General features: G+C 72.4%; 17 protein-coding genes. 5 read left to right on the top strand and 12 right to left on the bottom strand.

Annotated elements, in window-relative coordinates; all coding sequences use genetic code 11:
- Positions 1 to 71: 71 nt before the first annotated feature.
- Complete coding sequence (gene ccmB, locus BMW67_RS00670) at positions 72 to 737, bottom strand: heme exporter protein CcmB (protein ID WP_072746725.1); 666 nt, start codon at positions 735 to 737, stop codon at positions 72 to 74.
- The gene (ccmA, locus tag BMW67_RS00665; RefSeq protein ID WP_072746724.1) at positions 734 to 1,462 is read right to left on the bottom strand and encodes a heme ABC exporter ATP-binding protein CcmA; all 729 of its coding nucleotides are present in this window, start codon (positions 1,460 to 1,462) and stop codon (positions 734 to 736) included. The genes ccmB and ccmA overlap by 4 nt, the downstream gene beginning before the upstream one ends.
- Positions 1,463 to 2,176: 714 nt before the next feature.
- Between ccmA and acnA the strand changes: the two genes are divergently transcribed.
- The 3 genes from acnA (at position 2,177) to BMW67_RS00650 (ending at position 6,484) form a co-directional block, all read left to right on the top strand.
- Entirely contained in the window at positions 2,177 to 4,936 is a 2,760-nt protein-coding gene (gene acnA, locus BMW67_RS00660; RefSeq protein WP_072746723.1) for an aconitate hydratase AcnA, read from the top strand.
- A gap of 226 nt (positions 4,937 to 5,162) precedes the next feature.
- Entirely contained in the window at positions 5,163 to 5,438 is a 276-nt protein-coding gene (locus BMW67_RS00655; protein ID WP_072746722.1) for an usg protein, read from the top strand.
- A 323-nt stretch (positions 5,439 to 5,761) separates the two neighbouring features.
- The gene (locus BMW67_RS00650; protein ID WP_072746721.1) at positions 5,762 to 6,484 is read left to right on the top strand and encodes a DUF1223 domain-containing protein; all 723 of its coding nucleotides are present in this window, start codon (positions 5,762 to 5,764) and stop codon (positions 6,482 to 6,484) included.
- A gap of 4 nt (positions 6,485 to 6,488) precedes the next feature.
- Here the strand turns inward: BMW67_RS00650 and BMW67_RS00645 are convergent, their stop codons facing one another.
- The 6 genes from BMW67_RS00645 to infC form a co-directional block, all read right to left on the bottom strand.
- Positions 6,489 to 7,427 carry a lysophospholipid acyltransferase family protein gene (locus BMW67_RS00645; protein WP_170258817.1) on the bottom strand — a complete coding sequence of 313 codons (939 nt, stop codon included), beginning with the start codon at positions 7,425 to 7,427 and terminating at the stop codon, positions 6,489 to 6,491.
- A 29-nt stretch (positions 7,428 to 7,456) separates the two neighbouring features.
- Positions 7,457 to 8,335, bottom strand: coding sequence for a DMT family transporter (locus BMW67_RS00640; RefSeq protein WP_245728417.1), 879 nt, complete (start codon positions 8,333 to 8,335; stop codon positions 7,457 to 7,459).
- Positions 8,332 to 8,973, bottom strand: a complete 642-nt coding sequence (nthA, locus tag BMW67_RS00635) for a nitrile hydratase subunit alpha (RefSeq protein ID WP_072746719.1) — start codon at positions 8,971 to 8,973, stop codon at positions 8,332 to 8,334. The genes BMW67_RS00640 and nthA overlap by 4 nt, the downstream gene beginning before the upstream one ends.
- Positions 8,963 to 9,241, bottom strand: a complete 279-nt coding sequence (locus BMW67_RS16215; RefSeq protein ID WP_072746718.1) for an SH3-like domain-containing protein — start codon at positions 9,239 to 9,241, stop codon at positions 8,963 to 8,965. Before BMW67_RS16215 ends, nthA begins: the two co-directional genes overlap by 11 nt.
- Positions 9,234 to 9,605 carry an SH3-like domain-containing protein gene (locus BMW67_RS16210; RefSeq protein ID WP_072746943.1) on the bottom strand — a complete coding sequence of 124 codons (372 nt, stop codon included), beginning with the start codon at positions 9,603 to 9,605 and terminating at the stop codon, positions 9,234 to 9,236. Before BMW67_RS16210 ends, BMW67_RS16215 begins: the two co-directional genes overlap by 8 nt.
- Positions 9,606 to 9,702: 97 nt before the next feature.
- Complete coding sequence (gene infC / locus BMW67_RS00620; RefSeq protein ID WP_245728416.1) at positions 9,703 to 10,197, bottom strand: translation initiation factor IF-3; 495 nt, start codon at positions 10,195 to 10,197, stop codon at positions 9,703 to 9,705.
- A gap of 201 nt (positions 10,198 to 10,398) precedes the next feature.
- Here infC and recJ point away from each other — a divergent pair, with 201 nt between their 5' ends.
- The gene (gene recJ / locus BMW67_RS00615; RefSeq protein ID WP_072746716.1) at positions 10,399 to 12,156 is read left to right on the top strand and encodes a single-stranded-DNA-specific exonuclease RecJ; all 1,758 of its coding nucleotides are present in this window, start codon (positions 10,399 to 10,401) and stop codon (positions 12,154 to 12,156) included.
- 238 nt (positions 12,157 to 12,394) lie between these two features.
- Here the strand turns inward: recJ and BMW67_RS00610 are convergent, their stop codons facing one another.
- From BMW67_RS00610 to BMW67_RS00595, 4 genes are all read right to left on the bottom strand, one after another.
- Complete coding sequence (locus BMW67_RS00610; RefSeq protein ID WP_072746715.1) at positions 12,395 to 13,396, bottom strand: YfdX family protein; 1,002 nt, start codon at positions 13,394 to 13,396, stop codon at positions 12,395 to 12,397.
- 29 nt (positions 13,397 to 13,425) lie between these two features.
- Positions 13,426 to 13,929 carry an Hsp20/alpha crystallin family protein gene (locus BMW67_RS00605; RefSeq protein WP_072746714.1) on the bottom strand — a complete coding sequence of 168 codons (504 nt, stop codon included), beginning with the start codon at positions 13,927 to 13,929 and terminating at the stop codon, positions 13,426 to 13,428.
- Between the two features lie 86 nt (positions 13,930 to 14,015).
- Positions 14,016 to 14,408, bottom strand: a complete 393-nt coding sequence (locus tag BMW67_RS00600) for an Hsp20/alpha crystallin family protein (RefSeq protein ID WP_072746713.1) — start codon at positions 14,406 to 14,408, stop codon at positions 14,016 to 14,018.
- Positions 14,409 to 14,424: 16 nt separating this feature from the next.
- A complete protein-coding gene (locus BMW67_RS00595) occupies positions 14,425 to 14,859 on the bottom strand; it encodes an Hsp20/alpha crystallin family protein (protein ID WP_245728415.1) in 435 nt (144 codons plus the stop codon).
- Positions 14,860 to 15,277: 418 nt separating this feature from the next.
- Here BMW67_RS00595 and ftsH point away from each other — a divergent pair, with 418 nt between their 5' ends.
- Positions 15,278 to 17,122 carry an ATP-dependent zinc metalloprotease FtsH gene (gene ftsH, locus BMW67_RS00590; protein WP_072746712.1) on the top strand — a complete coding sequence of 615 codons (1,845 nt, stop codon included), beginning with the start codon at positions 15,278 to 15,280 and terminating at the stop codon, positions 17,120 to 17,122.
- The last annotated feature ends 116 nt before the right edge of the window (positions 17,123 to 17,238 follow it).

The raw sequence follows: 17,238 nt of genomic DNA, 5'->3' as shown, positions 1-17,238 counted from the left end.
CGGAACGGCGCCCCGACGGCCCATGGCGCGGCGCAGGCGCATCGGGCGCGCGCGCCGGTCGATCGGGGCCGCTAGCGCAGGTTGACCCGGATCGCGGCGGCGGCGGCGAAGGGCGAGATCGCCAGCGCCAGCAGCGTCACCGCGCCCAGGAACAGCAGGGACGGGCCCGCAGGCAGGCCGTGCGCCGCCTGATCGGCCGCCCGCGCGCCGAAGATCAGCGTGGGAACGTAAAGCGGCAGCACCAGCACCGACAGCAGCAGGCCGCCGCGCCGCACCCCCACCGTCAGCGCCGCGCCCACCGCCCCGATCAGGCTGAGCGCGGGCGTGCCGATGACCAGCCCCGCGATCAGCGCGCCATAGGCCGGCGCGGGCAGGTTCAGCGTCAGCGCAAGCGCCGGCGCGACCGCGATCAGCGGCGTCGCGGTGGTCAGCCAATGCGCCGTCGCCTTGGCCAGAACGGCCGCCTCCAGCGGCAGCGGCGCCAGCGCCAGCTGATCGAGCGATCCGTCCTCGTGATCGGCTTGCAGCAGTCGGTCGAGCGACAGCAGGCAGGCCAGCAGCGCCGCCGCCCACAGCACCCCCGGCGCGATTCGCGCCAGCCCCGCCGGGTCGGGGCCGACGCCCAGCGGCATCAGAAGCACCACGATCAGGAAGAAGGTCGCCCCCAGCAGCCCGCCGCCGCCGATGCGCAGCGCCAGGGTCACGTCGCGCCGGATCAACGCCAGGAAAACGCTCATTCCCATGCTCCGGTCAGAAACGGATCGTCGCCCGCCGCGCCCGCGTCGGGCCCCTCGCCGCCGCCGGGGGCATGCGGGGCGATCACCGCCACGGGGCCGTCGGGCAGCCCCATCTCGACATGCGTGGCGGCCACGGCCAGCCCGCCGGCGGCGCAATGCTCGGCCACGGCGCGGGCGAATTCTGCGGCGCTTCGCGCATCGAGCGAGACCGTCGGCTCGTCCAGCAGCCAGAGCGGGCGGCGCGCCACCAGAAGCCGCGCCAGCCCCAGCCGCCGCTTCTGCCCGGCCGAGCAGTAATGCGCCGGCTCGTCGGCCAGCCGCGCCAGGTCGAAACGCTCGAGCGCGCCGTCGGCCGCCGCGCGCGCCGCCGCTCCGCGCAGGCCGAACAGGCGCGCCCATGTCAGCAGGTTCTGGCGCACGCTCAGCGCCGGCTTGACCGCGTCCAGATGCCCCGCCAGCGCCACGCGCGCGCGCCAGCCCTCGGGGTCGGCGCGCAGCGACAGCGCGCCCATGCGCGCATCGCCCGCCGCCGGCGGCAGCAGCCCCGCCAGGATGCGGATGAGCGAGGACTTGCCCGCCCCGTTCGGCCCGCGCAGCACCGCCGCCTGACCCGGCGCGACGCGCAGGCTGACGTCTTTGAACACCAGCCGCCCGGCGCGGCGGCAGGCCAGGCCGTGCAGCTCGAGCGGAGCGTCGACGGGCGGAAAGGGAGGCGGGACGGGCATGGCGAACTCCTTGTTCCCCGGTCATAGCCGCCCGCCGCCGCCGAGCAAAGGGCGCGGCGCGTCGCGGGCGCGCCGGGTGCGCATTGGGGGGCGGCGGCCCGAGGGGGGCGGCGCTGGGCCGCCCCGGGGACGCGCGGGCGATCGCGTCGCCGGGAGGCGGGTGCGGGACGACGGCGCCCCGGGCGCCTGGCGGCCCGGCGCTGGCCCGGGGATGCGGCCGGGGATGCGGACTGGGCGGTGCGGGCGATCGCGCTGCCGGGCGGCAGGTGCGCGACAAGGGAGCCCCGGGCGCGTTGCGCGGGCGGCGCCCGGCGGGGACGCGGCCGGGGGCGAGGCGGGGGCGGCGCCGGACGGTGCGGGCGATCGCGCCGCCAGGGGCGGGTGCGCGACCAAGGGAGCTTCCGGGCGCGTTGGGCGGGCTGCGCCTGGCGGGGACGCGGCCGGGGGCGACGCTGGGGCGACGGGGAGCGATGCGGGGGGCGGCGCCGGGACCGAGCGGGCGCCGCGCCGCCGGGCGCGTTGGGGGAGCGAGGGCGCGCGGCGGGTGCGCATACGTTTGCATACACTTGCACACATCGCCGCGCGGGCGTATTGAGGCGCCAGGGGATTGCCTGTAGAACAGGCCCCGACCTTCCGCCCGCGGCAAGGGCCTTGCGCCCCGCCCCGAGCCCCCGCAGCCGGCGCGCCGCGCCATGACGTCAAGGGGAGACTGACGTGACGATTCAAGTCGGACAAGACACCGCCCGGACCCGCCGCGAGATCGCCTCCGGCGGCAAGACCCTGGCCTACTACTCGATCCCGGCCGCGCAGGAGGCGGGGCTGGGCGACTTCTCCAGGCTGCCGGCCTCGCTCAAGGTCGTGCTCGAGAACATGCTGCGCTTCGAGGATGGCGGGCGCACCGTCTCGGTGGACGACATCAAGGCCTTCGCCGAGTGGGCGACCAATGGCGGCCGCAACCCGCGCGAGATCGCCTACCGCCCCGCGCGCGTGCTGATGCAGGACTTCACCGGCGTTCCGGCCGTGGTCGACCTGGCCGCCATGCGCGACGGCATCGTGGCGCTCGGCGGCGATCCCAAGAAGATCAACCCGCTCAACCCGGTCGATCTGGTCATCGACCACTCGGTCATGATCGACGAGTTCGGCAACCCCCGCGCCTTCCGCGTGAACGTCGAGCGCGAATACGAGCGCAACATCGAGCGCTACACCTTCCTCAAATGGGGCCAGAAGGCGTTCGACAACTTCCGCGTCGTGCCGCCGGGCACCGGCATCTGCCACCAGGTGAACCTCGAATACCTGGCCCAGACCGTGTGGACCGACACCGACCAGAACGGCGTCGAGGTGGCCTATCCCGACACGCTGGTCGGCACCGACAGCCACACCACCATGATCAACGGCCTTGCCGTTCTGGGCTGGGGCGTGGGCGGCATCGAGGCCGAGGCGGCCATGCTGGGCCAGCCCATCTCGATGCTGATCCCCGAGGTCGTCGGCTTCGAGCTGACCGGCGAGATGGTCGAGGGCGCCACCGCCACCGACCTGGTGCTCAAGGTCGTCAAGATGCTGCGCGACAAGGGCGTGGTGGGCAAGTTCGTCGAGTTCTTCGGCGAGGGGCTCGATCGCCTGCCGCTGGCCGACCGCGCCACCATCGCCAACATGGCTCCCGAATACGGCGCCACCTGCGGCTTCTTCCCCATCGACGACGAGACGCTGCGCTATCTGCGCGTGACCGGCCGTTCGGAAGAGCGCATCGCCCTGGTCGAGGCCTACGCCAAGGAAAACGGCCTGTGGCGCGGCCCCGACTACCGCCCGGTCTACACCGACACGCTGCATCTGGACATGTCCGAGATCGTGCCCGCCATCTCGGGTCCCAAGCGCCCGCAGGACTACGTCCCGCTCGACCGCGCGGCCGAAGAGTTCCTGCAGGTCGTCGCCGACTATCGCGGCGTGGACATGTCGCTTCCGGCCAAGGACATGGCCGCCGAGGGGCCGGCCGGCGGCGCGCCCGCGGTCATCGACCCGCGCAAGTCCCAGCCGGTCAAGGGGCAGGACTATGCGCTGCGCGACGGCTCGATCGTGATCGCCTCGATCACCTCGTGCACCAACACCTCGAACCCCTATGTGATGATCGGCGCCGGCCTCGTCGCGCGCAAGGCGCGCGAGCGGGGGCTGACGCGCAAGCCCTGGGTCAAGACCTCGCTGGCGCCGGGCAGTCAGGTGGTGTCCGAGTATCTCGAGGCCGCCGGCCTGCAGCAGGATCTGGACGCGCTGGGCTTCAACCTGGTCGGCTATGGCTGCACCACCTGCATCGGCAACTCGGGCCCCATCGCGCCCGAGCTGAGCGAGGCCATCGCCGAGGGCGAGCTGATGGCGGTGTCGGTGCTGTCGGGCAACCGCAACTTCGAGGGCCGCATCAGCCCCGACGTGCGCGCCAACTACCTGGCCTCGCCGCCGCTGGTGGTGGCCTACGCCATCGCCGGCGACATGAACGTGGACCTGACCCGCGATCCCATCGGCCATGATCCCGAGGGCAAGCCCGTCTACCTCAAGGACATCTGGCCCAGCACGCAGGAGATCGCCGAGCTGGTCGAGAAGACCGTCACCCGCGAGGCGTTCCAGAAGAAATACGCCGACGTCTTCAAGGGCGACGAGAAGTGGCAGAGCGTCCAGACCACCGACAGCCTGACCTATGACTGGCCGCCCGAGTCGACCTACATCCGCAATCCTCCCTACTTCCAGGGCATGAGCCCCGAGCCGGGCGTGATCTCGGACGTCGAGGGCGCGCGCATCCTGGCGATCCTGGGCGACATGGTCACCACCGACCACATCTCGCCCGCCGGCTCGTTCAAGCCCGACACCCCCGCCGGCAAGTATCTGCTCGAGCGGGGCGTGCAGCCGCGCGACTTCAACTCCTACGGCTCGCGCCGCGGCAATCACGAGGTGATGATGCGCGGCACCTTCGCCAACATCCGCATCCGCAACGAGATGCTGACGGGCGTCGAGGGCGGCTTCACCAAGGGGCCGGACGGGCAGGTCGTGCCGATCTTCGACGCCGCCATGGCGTGGAAGGAGCGCGGCGTGCCGCTGGTCGTGATCGCCGGCGAGCAGTATGGCGCGGGGTCGTCGCGCGACTGGGCGGCCAAGGGCACGGCGCTTCTGGGCGTCAAGGCGGTCATCGCCGAAAGCTTCGAGCGCATCCACCGTTCGAACCTGGTGGGGATGGGCGTCATTCCCTTCGAGTTCATGAACGGCCAGAACCGCAAGTCGCTGGGCCTGACGGGCGACGAGACCATCTCGATCCGCGGCCTGGCGGGCGATCTGCGCCCGCAGCAGACGGTCAAGGGCGTGATCGGCCGGCCCGACGGCTCGACCGAGGAGTTCGACCTGCGCTGCCGCATCGACACCGAAGTCGAGATCGACTACGTGCGCAACGGCGGCGTGCTGCACTACGTGCTGCGCGGGCTGGCCAGGGCCTCCTGACCGCTGCGGCGCAACCGACGTCCGGCGCGGCCGCCCCTTCGGGGGCGGCCGTTCGCGTTTGCGGGCGTTGCGGGGCGATCACATCCTCAGGAACGGCGCAATTTGGGTATGGATTGGTTAACCAAGACGTGGCTCAATGATCCTACCGCCGCGACGCGGGTCCGTGCCGGAACGCACGCCGCGCCGCCGCGCAAACGAGCAGGAGAATCGACCACGGAACACAGCCATGACCCGAATCGACGCGGACTTCCGCAAGCAGCTTGAGGGATACTCCCTGGCCACGGCGGAGATCACCTATCACCTTCCCGACGCGCACGGAATTCTGCAGACCTATCTCTGGCAGGACTATGACGAGGCGCCGCGCTTCCCGCGCCTGCGCAAGTTCCTGGAATTCTGGCAGCGCGAGCTCGAAGGTCCGCTTCATTCGGTGCGCGTGTGCCATTGCCGCCTGCTTGGCGCGCGCGAGGTGCGGCTGGTGGGGACCGAGCTGACGCTCCACTGAACGCCGCCGGGCCGGGCGGCGCGCCGCCGCCCGGCGCATCCGCGGGGCGCAGGGCAGGGCGGGCTTTCGCGCCCCCGAGCCGCGCCGTTTCGCAGGGCCGCGCCGCGGCTCCTCGCCCCCCGCGCCCTTGCCCGCCCTTCGTTTCGGCTCCGTCCTGACGCTTGCGCGCAGGGGTCCGCCCACGCCCGTGCGATCACCGGCCGCGCTTTCGCCCGCGCAAGGCCGTCCTCGCGCAAGGGTGACTCGCCCGCGCCGCGCCGCCGCGCTAGGCTTTGGGCCAAAGCATGCAACCGGCCCGGCGCGCGGGCCTCGCAGGACGCCCCATGACCGGACCTTTTCTTCGCCGCCTTCTTCTGCTGGCCCTTTCCTTCGCCGCGGCGCCGGGCGCGGCGCCGCTGCGCGCCCAGACGCCGGTGGTGGTCGAGCTGTTCACCAGCCAGGGCTGCGCCTCGTGTCCGCCGGCCGACGCGCTTCTGGCCGAGCTGGCCGAGCGGCCGGACGTGATCGCGCTTTCGCTGCATGTCGATTACTGGGACTATCTGGGCTGGCGCGACCAGTTCGCCCGCCCCGAGCATACGCTCCGTCAGAAGGCCTATCGCGACGTCGCCGGCGCGCGCTCGCTGTTCACGCCGCAGATGGTGGTTCAGGGGCGCGAGCAGCTGGTCGGCAGCCGGCGCGACAAGGTGCTGGCCGCCGTCGCGGCCGAAAGCCGCCGCCCGCCCGGCGCGCGGGTGACGCTGCGCGCGGCCGACGGCGCGCTCGAGGTCGCCGTGGCGCCGCCCGAGGGGGGCGGCCCGCGCGCCTGCGTCATCTGGGCCGCGGCCTATGACAACCCGCCGCCGGTGGCCATCGGGGCGGGCGAGAACGCCGGGCGCGTCGCCGTCTATCGCAACGTGGTCCGCAGCTGGATGCGCCTTGGCTCGTGGAACGGCGCGGAGCCGCGCGTTTTCCGCGCGCCCGTGCCCATGGGCGCCGAGGGCGTCGCGGTCCTGGTGCAGGAGGGCGAGGCCGGCCCGATCCTGGGCGCGGCGAAGCTGGACTTCTGAGCGCTCAGCCGCCCGCGCCGCCGCCCCGGCGCGCCGCGGCGCGCAGCGCCTCGCCGCGCGGGCGCAGCTTCCAGCGCCGGTGAAGCCAGAACCATTGCCCCGGATCGCGCAGGATCCAGTCCGAGATGCGGGCGTTGACCTCGGCCATCATCGCCTCGGGGGCGCCATGGGGGACGGGCTCTTCGAAGGCGACGTCGAAGCCGAGCCCGTCGGCTCGCCGGCGCCCGCGCGCAGGGATCAGCGCGGCGCCGAAGCGGCGCGCCAGCTCGGCGGCGGCCAGCGCGGTTTCCGCCTCGCGCCCCAGAAAGGGCAGAAGCGGCGCGCCCGTCTGGCGCTGGTCCACCAGGATCAGCGCCGCCCCGCCTTGCGCCACATGGCGCAGAAGCGCGCGCGAGCCCGCCCGCCCCTTGTGCAGGACCGGCTCGCCGGCCTCGCGGACCATGCCTTGCACGATCCTGTCGACCGAGGGATTGTTGAACGCCCGGTAGATCAGCGCCGAGGGCGCGCCAAGGCGGCGGGCCGCGAGGCGGATCGCCTCCCAATTGCCGAAATGCGCGCTGACCAGAACCACGCCGCGCCCCGCCCGGGCGGCGCGCGTCAGATGCTCGGCGCCCGAGACCTCGAACAGCTCGGGGCGGGCGGCCAGCTCGGCCATGCGCAGGTGCTCGACGCTCAGCCGCGCCAGGTTGTCGCCCATGGCGCGCAGCACCTCGCGCCGGCGGGCCTCGTCCCAATCGGGCCGGACAAGGGCCATGTTGGCGTAGGCGCGCTTGCGCGCCGGCGCCAGCAGCGGGATCAGCGCCGCGCCCGCGCGCCCGGCCGCGTTGCGCGTGGCGTCGAGCGGCCCCGGCCGCGTCAACGCCTGCAAGAGCCGCACGCCGGCGGTCTCGAGCGCGAATGCCGCGCGTCGCGCAGGCGGAATGTCGCGGGTCTGGGCGGGCACGGCCTGCTCTCCGGGTCGGGCCGAGCGGGTCAGGCGCCGGCGCGCCGCCGCTCGCGCCACCACACATAGAGGCCGGCGCCGACGATCACAAGCGCGCCGACCACGGTCCACAGGTCGGGGATCTCGGCGTAGAAGGCGAAGCCCCACAGCGTGTTGAACACCAGCCCGCAATAGCTGAGCGGCGCGATGACCGAGGCCTCGGCCCGGCGCAGCGCGTGGATGATGGCCAGGTGGCCGGCGCCGCCCAACAGGCCGAAGGCGGACATGACGAGCGCGTCCGCCAGGCTTGGCGTCGTCCACGCGAACGGCATGGCCAGCGACGAGACCAGCGCGCCGAACAGGCCGGTGTAAAGGAACGCGGTCCACGGGCTTTCGTCGTCGCTCAGCCAGCGCGTGGCGATCGAGTAGCCCGCAAAGCACAGCGCCGCCGCCATGGGCAGAAGCGCCGCGGGCGAGAACACCTCGAGCCCCGGGCGGATGATGATGAGCGCGCCGCAGAACCCCGCCGCCACGCCCGCCCAGCGCCGCGGGCCGACATGCTCGCGCAGGATGAAGAAGGCCAGCGCGGTGATGAGCAGCGGCGCGATCTCGAAGATCGCCGTCGCCTCGGCAAGCTGCATGTGCGCAAAGGCGGCGAAGAAGCAGGCCGTGGCGCCGAACAGCAGCACCGAGCGCAGCGCATGCAGCATGGGCCGGCGCGTGGGCAGAAGCTGCGGCAGCCGCGGGGCCAGCAGGACGAAGGCCCATACGGTCTGGCTGGCGTAGCGCGCCCAGACCACCTGAAGCGGGTCGTAGCGCTGCGCCAGCCCCTTGGCCACCGCGTCCATGCAGCTGAACGCGAACACCGCAGCGACCATCAGCAGCATGCCCAGCGCCTCGGGGCGCATGGCGGGGCGCGGGTGGGTCATTTCTGCGCCTGGGGGACGGCGACGCCGATCATGCAGTCGCGCGTGACCAGGGCGGCCAGGCGCTCTTCGTCCCAGCCCTCGGTTCCGGCGGGGCGGGCGGGCAGCACGAAATAGCGCATGTCGGCGGTCGAATCGTGGACGCGGATGCGGACATGCGCCGGCAGCTCGAGGCCGAACTCGGCCAGCACCTTGCGCGGCTCGGCCACCACGCGCGAGCGGTAGGCGCGCTGCTTGTACCAGTCGGGCGGCAGGCCGAGCAGGTTGCGCGGATAGCACGAGCACAGCGTGCAGACGACGACGTTGTGGGTGGTCTCGTCGTTCTCGACCGCGATCAGGCGCAGCGCGTCGATGTCGCAGCCCATCTCGCGCGCAGCGGCCGAGGCGTCGGCCAGAAGCCGCGCCTTGAAGGCCGGATCGGTCCAGGCGCGCGCCACCACGCGCGCCCCCGCCGCGGGCGAGCGCGCGTCCATGCGGGCGATGGCGTCGGCGATCTCGCGCGCGGTCAGCACGCCCTTTTCGATCAGCAGCTCGCGCACCGCGATCTCGAGCGCCTGCGCCGCCGTCAGCGGGCCGTCCTGATCGGGGCGATAGGGGTGCCCCGAGGGGCTCAGATGCTCGTGCGGGTGGTCATGAGGCATCGTCAAGCGGCTCCAGCCAGTGTTCGAAGATCTCGGCCTCGAGCACGTCGTCGGGGCGTTCGGCGCGCGGCCCCCACAGCTCGGCCATGGTGAAGCGCACGCGATAAAGGCGCAGCTTGCGCGCCGGCAGGCCGTAGGCCAGCTGCTCGGGATTGGCGAACAGGCCCAGCTCGCGCTCGATCTCGCCCACGCGGCCGCGCAGATACCAGGGCGTGCGCACATGCAGGCCCGGCGGCGCCCAGGCGCGCACCCGCACCCGCTCAGCCATCGCCGCGATCCAGCGAGCAGGCGCCGTAGTCCTCGCCGCGCGCGCGCACCTCGGCAAGCTTGCGCGCAAGCTCTTCGGTCGTGTAGGCGCCGGCTTCGATCAGGTTGCGGTTCACCGCGTGGATCCAGCGCTCGTAATAGGTCATGGCCGCGAAGGATTCCTCGCCCATGTCCTCGAGCACGCGGCGCAGGCCGTCGACGGTGAACAGCCCCTTGCCGGTGGTCAGGACCATGAGCGCGTCCACGCGCTTTTCCCAAAGGGCGTAGTCATGCTCGGCCGGGTCCACGGGGCCGGCGGGCAGGCCGCCCATGTCGTGCCATTGGCGCAGTGCGGGATCGAGGGAAGATTCGGGCGCGTCGGTCATGGCGCCGAGCATAGGCCGCGCGCGCGGCGCTTGCCAACCCGCGGCGGCCGCGCGGCGCAAAAGGCGACGCCCCGTCCGGCGGGACGGGGCGCGCGGGTCAGTGCTTGAGCGGTCCGATGACCATGATCATCTGACGCCCTTCCATCTTGGGCATCGATTCGACCTTGCCCAGCTCCTCCACATCCTTGGCGATGCGTTCGAGCAGGGCGCGGCCAAGCTCCTGATGTGCCATCTCGCGTCCGCGGAAGCGCAGGGTGACCTTCACCTTGTCGCCTTCCTCGAGAAAACGGCGCACGTTCCGCATCTTCACGTCATAGTCATGCGTGTCGATGTTCGGGCGGAACTTGACCTCCTTGATCTCGATGATCTTCTGCTTCTTGCGGGCTTCGGCGGCCTTTTTCTGCTGTTCATACTTGAACTTGCCGAAGTCCATGATCTTGCACACGGGCGGCGAGGCGTTCGGGGAGATCTCGACCAGGTCGAGCCCCACCTCCTGCGCCATGCGGATCGCCTCTTCGGGCGTCACGACGCCGCGGTTCTCGCCTTCGTGGTCGATGAGGCGAATCTCGGGGACCCGGATCTTGTGATTCACGCGGGGTCCCGTCTCGCGGGTCGGAGGGGCGTTGTGCGGTCTGCGCGCTATGGCTTTCGCGTCCTCTGCTGTTCATGCAAAAAAGCGCCGCCGCCCCAGCGCGGGGCCGCGACCTTGGCGCGCAGAATACATTCCCGCGCGCGAAGATCAAGATGCAAGGCGCGGGTCGCATCGCGCGCGCGGGCGCGTTAACAGGGGCGCATGAACAAGGCGTTTCTTTCCGTCGAATCCTCGATCACGGGGCGGCGCTGGGTCGGGCCCGGTCCCGAGGTCGAGCGCATGAGCGAAGCCATCTCGCAGCGCGCGGGGCTGCCCGACGCGGTGGCGCGCGTGCTGGCCGCGCGCGGCGTGCCGCCCGAAGAGGCCGCCGCATGGCTCGAGCCGCGGCTGCGCGACCTGACGCCCGATCCCTCGACGCTGCGCGACATGGACCTGGCGGCCGAGCGCCTGGCCGATGCGGTCGAACGGCGCGAGCGCGTGGCCCTGTTCGGCGATTACGACGTGGACGGGGCGGCCTCTTCGGCCATGGTGGCGCGCTGGCTGCGGGCGCTGGGGGTCGAGTCGACCGTCTACATTCCCGACCGCATCGACGAGGGATACGGCCCGAACGTTCCGGCCATGACGCAGTTGGCCGAGCGCCATTCGCTGATCGTCTGCCTCGATTGCGGCACCCTTTCGCACGAGCCCATCGCCGCCGCCGTCGCGAAGGGCGCGCAGGTGATGGTGGTCGATCACCACCTGGCCGCCGAGACGCTGCCCCCCGCGCTGGCCGTGGTCAATCCCAACCGCCAGGACGAGGACGGGGCGCTGGGCCATCTGTGCGCGGCGGGGGTGGCCTTTCTGCTGCTGATCGCGGCCAACCGGGCGCTGCGCGGGCGCGGGGCGAAGAAGCTGCCCGATCTGATGCAGCTGGTGGACCTGGCGGCGCTGGCCACGGTGGCCGACGTGGCCCCGCTGATCGGCTGGAACCGCGCGCTGGTGCGCCAGGGGCTGGCGGTGATGGCCCGGCGCGGCAAGCCGGGCCTGGCGGCGCTGGCCGATGCGGCGCGGCTGAACGCGCCGCCCGGCGCCTATCATCTGGGCTATGTGCTGGGGCCGCGCATCAATGCGGGCGGGCGCATCGGGGCCTCGGATCTGGGCGCGCGGCTGCTGAGCACCGACGATCCGCACGAGGCCGAGGCGCTGGCCGCCCGGCTCGAGGCGCTGAACGCCGAGCGGCGCGCGATCGAGGCGCAGGTGCTCGAAGCCGCGGCCGAGCAGGCCGAGGCGCGCGGGGTCGACGGGCCGCTTGCCTGGGCGGCCGGGCAGGGCTGGCATCCGGGCGTTCTGGGCATCGTCGCCGCCCGGCTCAAGGAGCGCTACAACCGCCCCGCCGTGGTGATCGGCCTGGCCGAGGGCGTCGGCGCCGGGTCGGGGCGGTCGGTCGCGGGGGTGGATCTGGGCTCGGCGGTGGCGGCGCTGGCGCGCGAGGGGCTGCTGGTCAAGGGCGGCGGTCACCGCATGGCCGCGGGCCTGACGGTGCGCGAAGAGCGGCTGGACGAGGCGATGGCGCGCCTGTCGGAAAAGCTGGCCCGCCAGGGCGCGGGCGCGCAGGGGCCGCGCGATCTGCGGCTGGACGGCGCCCTGACGCCCGGCGGCGCGACGGTCGAGCTGATCGAGACGCTCGAGCGCGCCGGGCCCTTTGGTCAGGGCGCGCCGGCGCCGCGCTTCGCCTTTCCGGCGGTCGAGGCCGCCTTCGTCAAGACGGTGGGCGAGGGGCATTTGCGCGCGACCTTGCGCGGGCCCGGCGGCGCGCGGCTGGACGCGATCGCCTTTCGCGCCTTCGACGGGCCGCTGGGGCCGTTCCTGTCCGGGCTGTCGGGGGCGCCGGCGCATGTCGCCGGCCGGCTCGAGATCGACGACTGGGGCGGCCGCCGCAAGCCCAAGCTGCGGATCGAGGACGCCGCGCCGGTGCGCTGACGCGGCGCGGGCGGGGGGTGGCGCGGCGCGTTCCGCGCGCCTGGGCCGGATCGGCGGGCCGCCCGAGCGCGGAGAGGGGCCGAGGCCGGCAAGATCGCCATCGGGCGCGGATTTCGCCCGGGCGCGGGCCGCGGGAACCGGCCGGGGCCGCATGAGGGGTCGGCGCGCGAAAGGGGCCGGGCGCAGCGCCCGGCCACCGTCAAAGGCCCCCGTCATTGCGCGCCATGACGGCGCGCCCTCACTCGGCCTTGTCGCCCTTGTCCGGCTCGGGGCGCGCCTCGTCCCGCGCCGCGCCCAGAAGGCGGTCGCGCAGGGCGGCGAACTTGTCGGCCATGGCCTTGAACAGCCCGCCGGCATCCTCATGCGCGGCGACCTTTTCCTCGAGCTCGTCGAGCGCTTCGTGCAGCTCCTTGTAGTCGCTCTTGCGCCCGTAGCCGAAGGCCTGCGCCAGCTTCAGCTCGCGCCGCGCCGCGGCCAGATATTCGGCCGCCGTGGGCGCCTTGGCGGCCGCGTCCCGATCGCCCTGCGCCGCCTTGCCGTCGCCCTGCTCGAGCAGCTTCTGGGCCTGGCGGATCATCAGCTCGGCGCGCAGGGGCGGCAGCGGGATGGCCTGGTCGACGATCACCTGCGCGCTCAGCGCGCCTTCCAGCGCGGCCAGGGCCTCCTTGTCCTTGCCCTCATGGATCAGGCGCGCGGCTTCGAGCAGCGCGTCGGGATAGGTCGCCAGCGGCAGGTTGACCGTGCGCACCACCAGCTCGGAGCCGAAATCGCGGATCAGGGCGCGGGCCTCCTGATAGCGGCCCTCGTCGGTCAGGTCGTCGATCTGTTCGCCATAGGCTTCGACGGTTTCGGCGTCGCCGGGGAACTCGATGCGCAGAAGCTGCACGTCCACCGGCGCCAGCGCCAGCTTGGGATCGCGGGCGATGACGGTCTCGAGCTTGCCGGTCGCCGCGGCCAGCGCGTCGAGCGCGGCCTGACGCTCGCCCTTCTCGAGCGCGTCGAGCGCGGCCTGCGTGCGCTCGAGCGCATCGACCGCTTCCCGGATCAGGGTTTCGGAGGCGGCGTCGACGCGCCCCTGCGCGGCGTCGTTCACGCCCTGCCGGACCGCGCCGGCGCGCGGGTCGGCGGCGGGCGCCTCATCGGCCATGGCGGCCAGGCCGAAGCCCAGCGCCAGCGCCGCCACGCCGCCGGCAAGGGCGCGGCGCAGGCGCGCCGCGGGTCGTTTCGCGTTGTCGGTCATGGTCTGCTCTCCTTTTGCGCCCCGTGGGCTCAGCCTTCCTTGACCTCGATGCGGCGGGCCTTGCTGCGCGCCTCGGCGTCGACGGGAATGCGGATGGTCAGAACGCCGTTGCGGAAGGTCGCCTCGGCCTTGTCGCCCTGCACGCCCGGAGGCAGCGGGATGGTGCGGTAGATGGCGCCGTAGGTGCGCTCGGACAGGAAGTAGCCCTTCTTCTCTTCCTGGCGCTCGATGCGCTTCTCGCCCTTGACGGTCAGCACGTCGTCCGAGATGGAGACCTCGACGTCCTTCATCTCCATGCCCGGCAGCTCGATCGAGACCTCGATGGCGTTCTCGACCTCGACCATGTCCGAGCGCGGGCCGCCCCAGGGCAGGTGGATGCCGTCGGTCATGGATTCGAGCCGCGACCAGAAGTTCTGGAAGGCCTTCTCGACCTCGTGCTGAAGCTTGGCGACGGGGTGTTCGGCGCGCGCGTCGCCGGCGTCTTCGGGGGCGCCGTCCTTGCGCGCCCAGGGGATGATGTCCTTGATCTGCATGGCGCTCCTCCTTCGGGTTGGTCGGTTGGTCGGTTGGTCGGTCGGGGCCGCGCCCCGGGGCGGGGCGCGGGCGGTTCAGGCGCGCGTCACTCGGGCTTGACCTCGATGCGGCGCGGCAGGGCCGCCTTGGCGCGCGGGATGGTCAGCGTCAGCACGCCGGCGCGCATGCGGGCCTCGATGCCGTCGGGGTCGAGATCCTCGGAGAGCGAGAAGGCGCGCTCGTAGTCGCCTTCGGCGTATTCGGACCAGGCCAGCGCAAAGTTCTCGGGCTGGGCCGGGCGGTTGCGTCCGCGCACCACCAGCACGCCGCGATCGACCGAGATCTCGACATCCTCGGGCGCGACGCCGGGCATCTCCATCATCAGGGTCAGCCCGCCCTCGGCCTCGACGATGTCGGTCAGCGGGCGGTAGACGATGGCGCCGCGGGCGGTCTGGCCGCTTTCGACGGGCGCGACGTTGGCGTTGATCTCGTTGGTCATGGCGCGTCCTCCTCGCTCAGGAAGCCTTGATCTCGATGCGGCGGGGCTTGTCGGCCTCGGGGCGCTGGATCGCGATGCGCAGCACGCCGTCCTTGAAGCGCGCCTCGACCTTGTCGGGATCGGCGCGGAAGGGCAGGCGGATCGCGCGCGCGAACTGGCCGAAGCCGCGCTCGCGCAGGCGCCAGACGGCGCCTTCGGCGGCTTCGGGCGCCTTGCGCTCGCCGCGCAGGGTCAGAACGTTGTCCTTGACGGTGATCTCGATGTCGCCGGGTTCGACGCCCGGAAGCTCGGCCGTCACCACCGCGGCGTCGGCGTTCTGCCAGACGTTCACCGGCGGGAAGGCGGCGGGGGCGACGCGGCGCATGACGTCGTCCATGTCGCGCGCGACGCGGCGCATCAGGGCGAAGGGATCGATCGTCATCAAGCCGGATGCGGGATGCAGCATGGTCATCTCCTCCTTGTTCCCATACGCTCGTCCGAGGGCGGAGAGCCTGGCGGCCCGAGGGGAGACGTCGGCTGCGTCCTACGGCGCGGCGCGCCGTTGCGCCGGCACAACGCGCGGCGCGTGGAAACGACCGTTCGGGCGGCCTCCATTGCCTGGCCGGCCGCCGCCGATCCGCGCCCTGCGCCGGATCAGCCGTCTGCTGTCGAACCCCGTTCGGGCGTTCTGAGGCAGATAAAGGAACGCTTCGCGCCCCGTTCAAGGGGCGCCGCGTGCCAGAGGCGAACGCTGCGCCGGCCCTCGGCGCCGCGCGATTTCGGGACGGGCGTCTGCGTGGCGAAACATCGCTCGGAGGTCTTGTGTATGTTACTGAGAAGCCTCGGATAGGTGAGGCCGCGCGAGGGGCGCGTGCAGGAGGGGTTCGCTGATGGACAGGAAGACGGCGCTCAACATCTGGTATTTCGCCTTCGCCTTCCTGGCGGTGGCGTTCATCCAGGACTTCATCGCCGGCGCGCGCGAGGTCGCGCCCATTCCCTACAGCAAGTTCGAGGAATACGTCGATCAGGGGCTGATCAAGCGCGCGGTCATCGGCTCGCAGACCATCACGGGCGAGTTCGCGCACCCCGTCGAGGGGCGCTCGCGCTTCGTGACGACGCTGGTCGATCCGGCCATCGTCGCTCGTCTCGAGGGCAAGGGCGTCGAGTTCACCGGCCGGCCCGAGAACACCTTCCTGACCACGCTGCTGTCATGGGTCGTGCCGGCGCTGGTCTTCTTCGGCCTGTGGATGGTCTTCTTCCGCAAGATCGCCGAGAAGCAGGGCCTTGGCGGCTTCATGTCGGTCGGGCGTTCGCGCGCGAAGGTCTATGTCGAGAAACAGACCGGCGTCACCTTCGACGACGTCGCCGGCGTGGACGAGGCCAAGCAGGAGCTGCAGGAGGTCGTCGAATTCCTGCGCAATCCCGCCGAATACGGCCGCCTTGGCGCGCGCATCCCCAAGGGGGTGCTGCTGGTCGGCCCGCCCGGCACCGGCAAGACGCTGCTGGCGCGCGCCGTCGCCGGCGAGGCGGGGGTGACGTTCTTCTCGATCTCGGGCTCGGAGTTCGTCGAGATGTTCGTCGGCGTGGGCGCGGCGCGCGTGCGCGACCTGTTCGAGCAGGCGCGCAAGAACGCCCCGGCGATCATCTTCATCGACGAGCTGGACGCGCTGGGCCGCGCGCGCAACGCGCCCGGTCTGCCCGGCGGCAATGACGAGCGCGAGCAGACGCTCAACCAGCTGCTGACCGAGATGGACGGCTTCGACCCCTCGGCGGGCATCGTGCTGCTGGCCGCGACCAACCGCCCCGAGATCCTCGACCCCGCGCTGCTGCGCGCGGGCCGGTTCGACCGCCAGGTTCTGGTCGACAAGCCCGACAAGGCCGGCCGCGTGGCGATCCTGAAGGTGCACATGAAGAAGGTGCGCCTGGCGCCCGACGCCGACCCCGAGAAGATCGCCGCGCTGACGCCCGGCTTCTCGGGCGCCGATCTGGCGAACCTGGTGAACGAGGCCGCGCTGCTGGCCACGCGCCGCAAGGCCGAGGCCGTGACGATGGAGGATTTCACCAACGCGGTCGAGCGCATCGTCGCCGGGCTTGAAAAGCGCAACCGCCTGCTCAACGAGACCGAGCGCCGCGTCGTCGCCCATCACGAGATGGGTCACGCCCTGGTCGCCATGGCCACGCCCGGCGCCGATCCGGTGCACAAGGTCTCGATCATTCCGCGCGGCGTGGGCGCGCTGGGCTACACCATCCAGCGCCCGACCGAGGACCGCTTCCTGATGACCCGCGAAGAGCTCGAGGGCAAGATCGCCGTTCTTCTGGGCGGGCGCGCGGCCGAGGCGATCGTGTTCGGGCACCTGTCCACCGGCGCGGCCGACGATCTGGCCAAGGCCACCGACGTGGCTCGCGCCATGGCCGCGCGCTACGGCATGATCCCCGAGCTGGGTCATGTCAGCTACGACAGCGAGAAGCAGGGCTTTCTCGGCCCCTCGGGCGAGGGCTGGATGACCCGCCGCTACTCCGAGGAGACCGCGCGGCGCATCGACCAGGCCGTGCGCGAGGTGATCGACGCGGCCTATGCGCGCGCGCGCGCCGTGCTCGAAGCCAACCGCGATCTGCTCCTGCGCTCGGCCGCCGAGCTGCTCGAGCGCGAGACGCTGGCGGGCGAGGCGCTCGAGCGGATCGCCCGGCAGGTGCGCCCCGCGGCGCCGGCCCCGAGCGTCGCCGCCGGGGGTTGATGCAGGTCAATGGCGCGCCCGGCGCATGGTGTCATGCATGGGGCGCGCCGCAAGAAGACGCCCGCGCGGGGGGTTCCCTTCGCGCCGGGAAGGAAACGCCGGTTCGGGCCAGCGCC

Source organism: Oceanicella actignis (assembly GCF_900111545.1).
Lineage (GTDB): Bacteria > Pseudomonadota > Alphaproteobacteria > Rhodobacterales > Rhodobacteraceae > Oceanicella > Oceanicella actignis.
This window is presented reverse-complemented; position numbering and strand designations above follow the sequence as displayed.

What these genes read in the sequence shown, in the direction of transcription:
- ccmB (WP_072746725.1), bottom strand. Translation starts at nt 737, where the DNA reads ATGAGCGTTTTCCTGGCGTTGATCCGGCGCGACGTGACCCTGGCGCTG.
- ccmA (WP_072746724.1), bottom strand. Translation starts at nt 1,462, where the DNA reads ATGCCCGTCCCGCCTCCCTTTCCGCCCGTCGACGCTCCGCTCGAGCTG.
- BMW67_RS00655 (WP_072746722.1), top strand. Translation starts at nt 5,163, where the DNA reads ATGACCCGAATCGACGCGGACTTCCGCAAGCAGCTTGAGGGATACTCC.
- BMW67_RS00650 (WP_072746721.1), top strand. Translation starts at nt 5,762, where the DNA reads ATGACCGGACCTTTTCTTCGCCGCCTTCTTCTGCTGGCCCTTTCCTTC.
- BMW67_RS00640 (WP_245728417.1), bottom strand. Translation starts at nt 8,335, where the DNA reads ATGACCCACCCGCGCCCCGCCATGCGCCCCGAGGCGCTGGGCATGCTG.
- nthA (WP_072746719.1), bottom strand. Translation starts at nt 8,973, where the DNA reads ATGCCTCATGACCACCCGCACGAGCATCTGAGCCCCTCGGGGCACCCC.
- BMW67_RS16215 (WP_072746718.1), bottom strand. Translation starts at nt 9,241, where the DNA reads ATGGCTGAGCGGGTGCGGGTGCGCGCCTGGGCGCCGCCGGGCCTGCAT.
- BMW67_RS16210 (WP_072746943.1), bottom strand. Translation starts at nt 9,605, where the DNA reads ATGACCGACGCGCCCGAATCTTCCCTCGATCCCGCACTGCGCCAATGG.
- recJ (WP_072746716.1), top strand. Translation starts at nt 10,399, where the DNA reads ATGAACAAGGCGTTTCTTTCCGTCGAATCCTCGATCACGGGGCGGCGC.
- BMW67_RS00610 (WP_072746715.1), bottom strand. Translation starts at nt 13,396, where the DNA reads ATGACCGACAACGCGAAACGACCCGCGGCGCGCCTGCGCCGCGCCCTT.
- BMW67_RS00605 (WP_072746714.1), bottom strand. Translation starts at nt 13,929, where the DNA reads ATGCAGATCAAGGACATCATCCCCTGGGCGCGCAAGGACGGCGCCCCC.
- BMW67_RS00600 (WP_072746713.1), bottom strand. Translation starts at nt 14,408, where the DNA reads ATGACCAACGAGATCAACGCCAACGTCGCGCCCGTCGAAAGCGGCCAG.
- BMW67_RS00595 (WP_245728415.1), bottom strand. Translation starts at nt 14,859, where the DNA reads ATGACCATGCTGCATCCCGCATCCGGCTTGATGACGATCGATCCCTTC.
- ftsH (WP_072746712.1), top strand. Translation starts at nt 15,278, where the DNA reads ATGGACAGGAAGACGGCGCTCAACATCTGGTATTTCGCCTTCGCCTTC.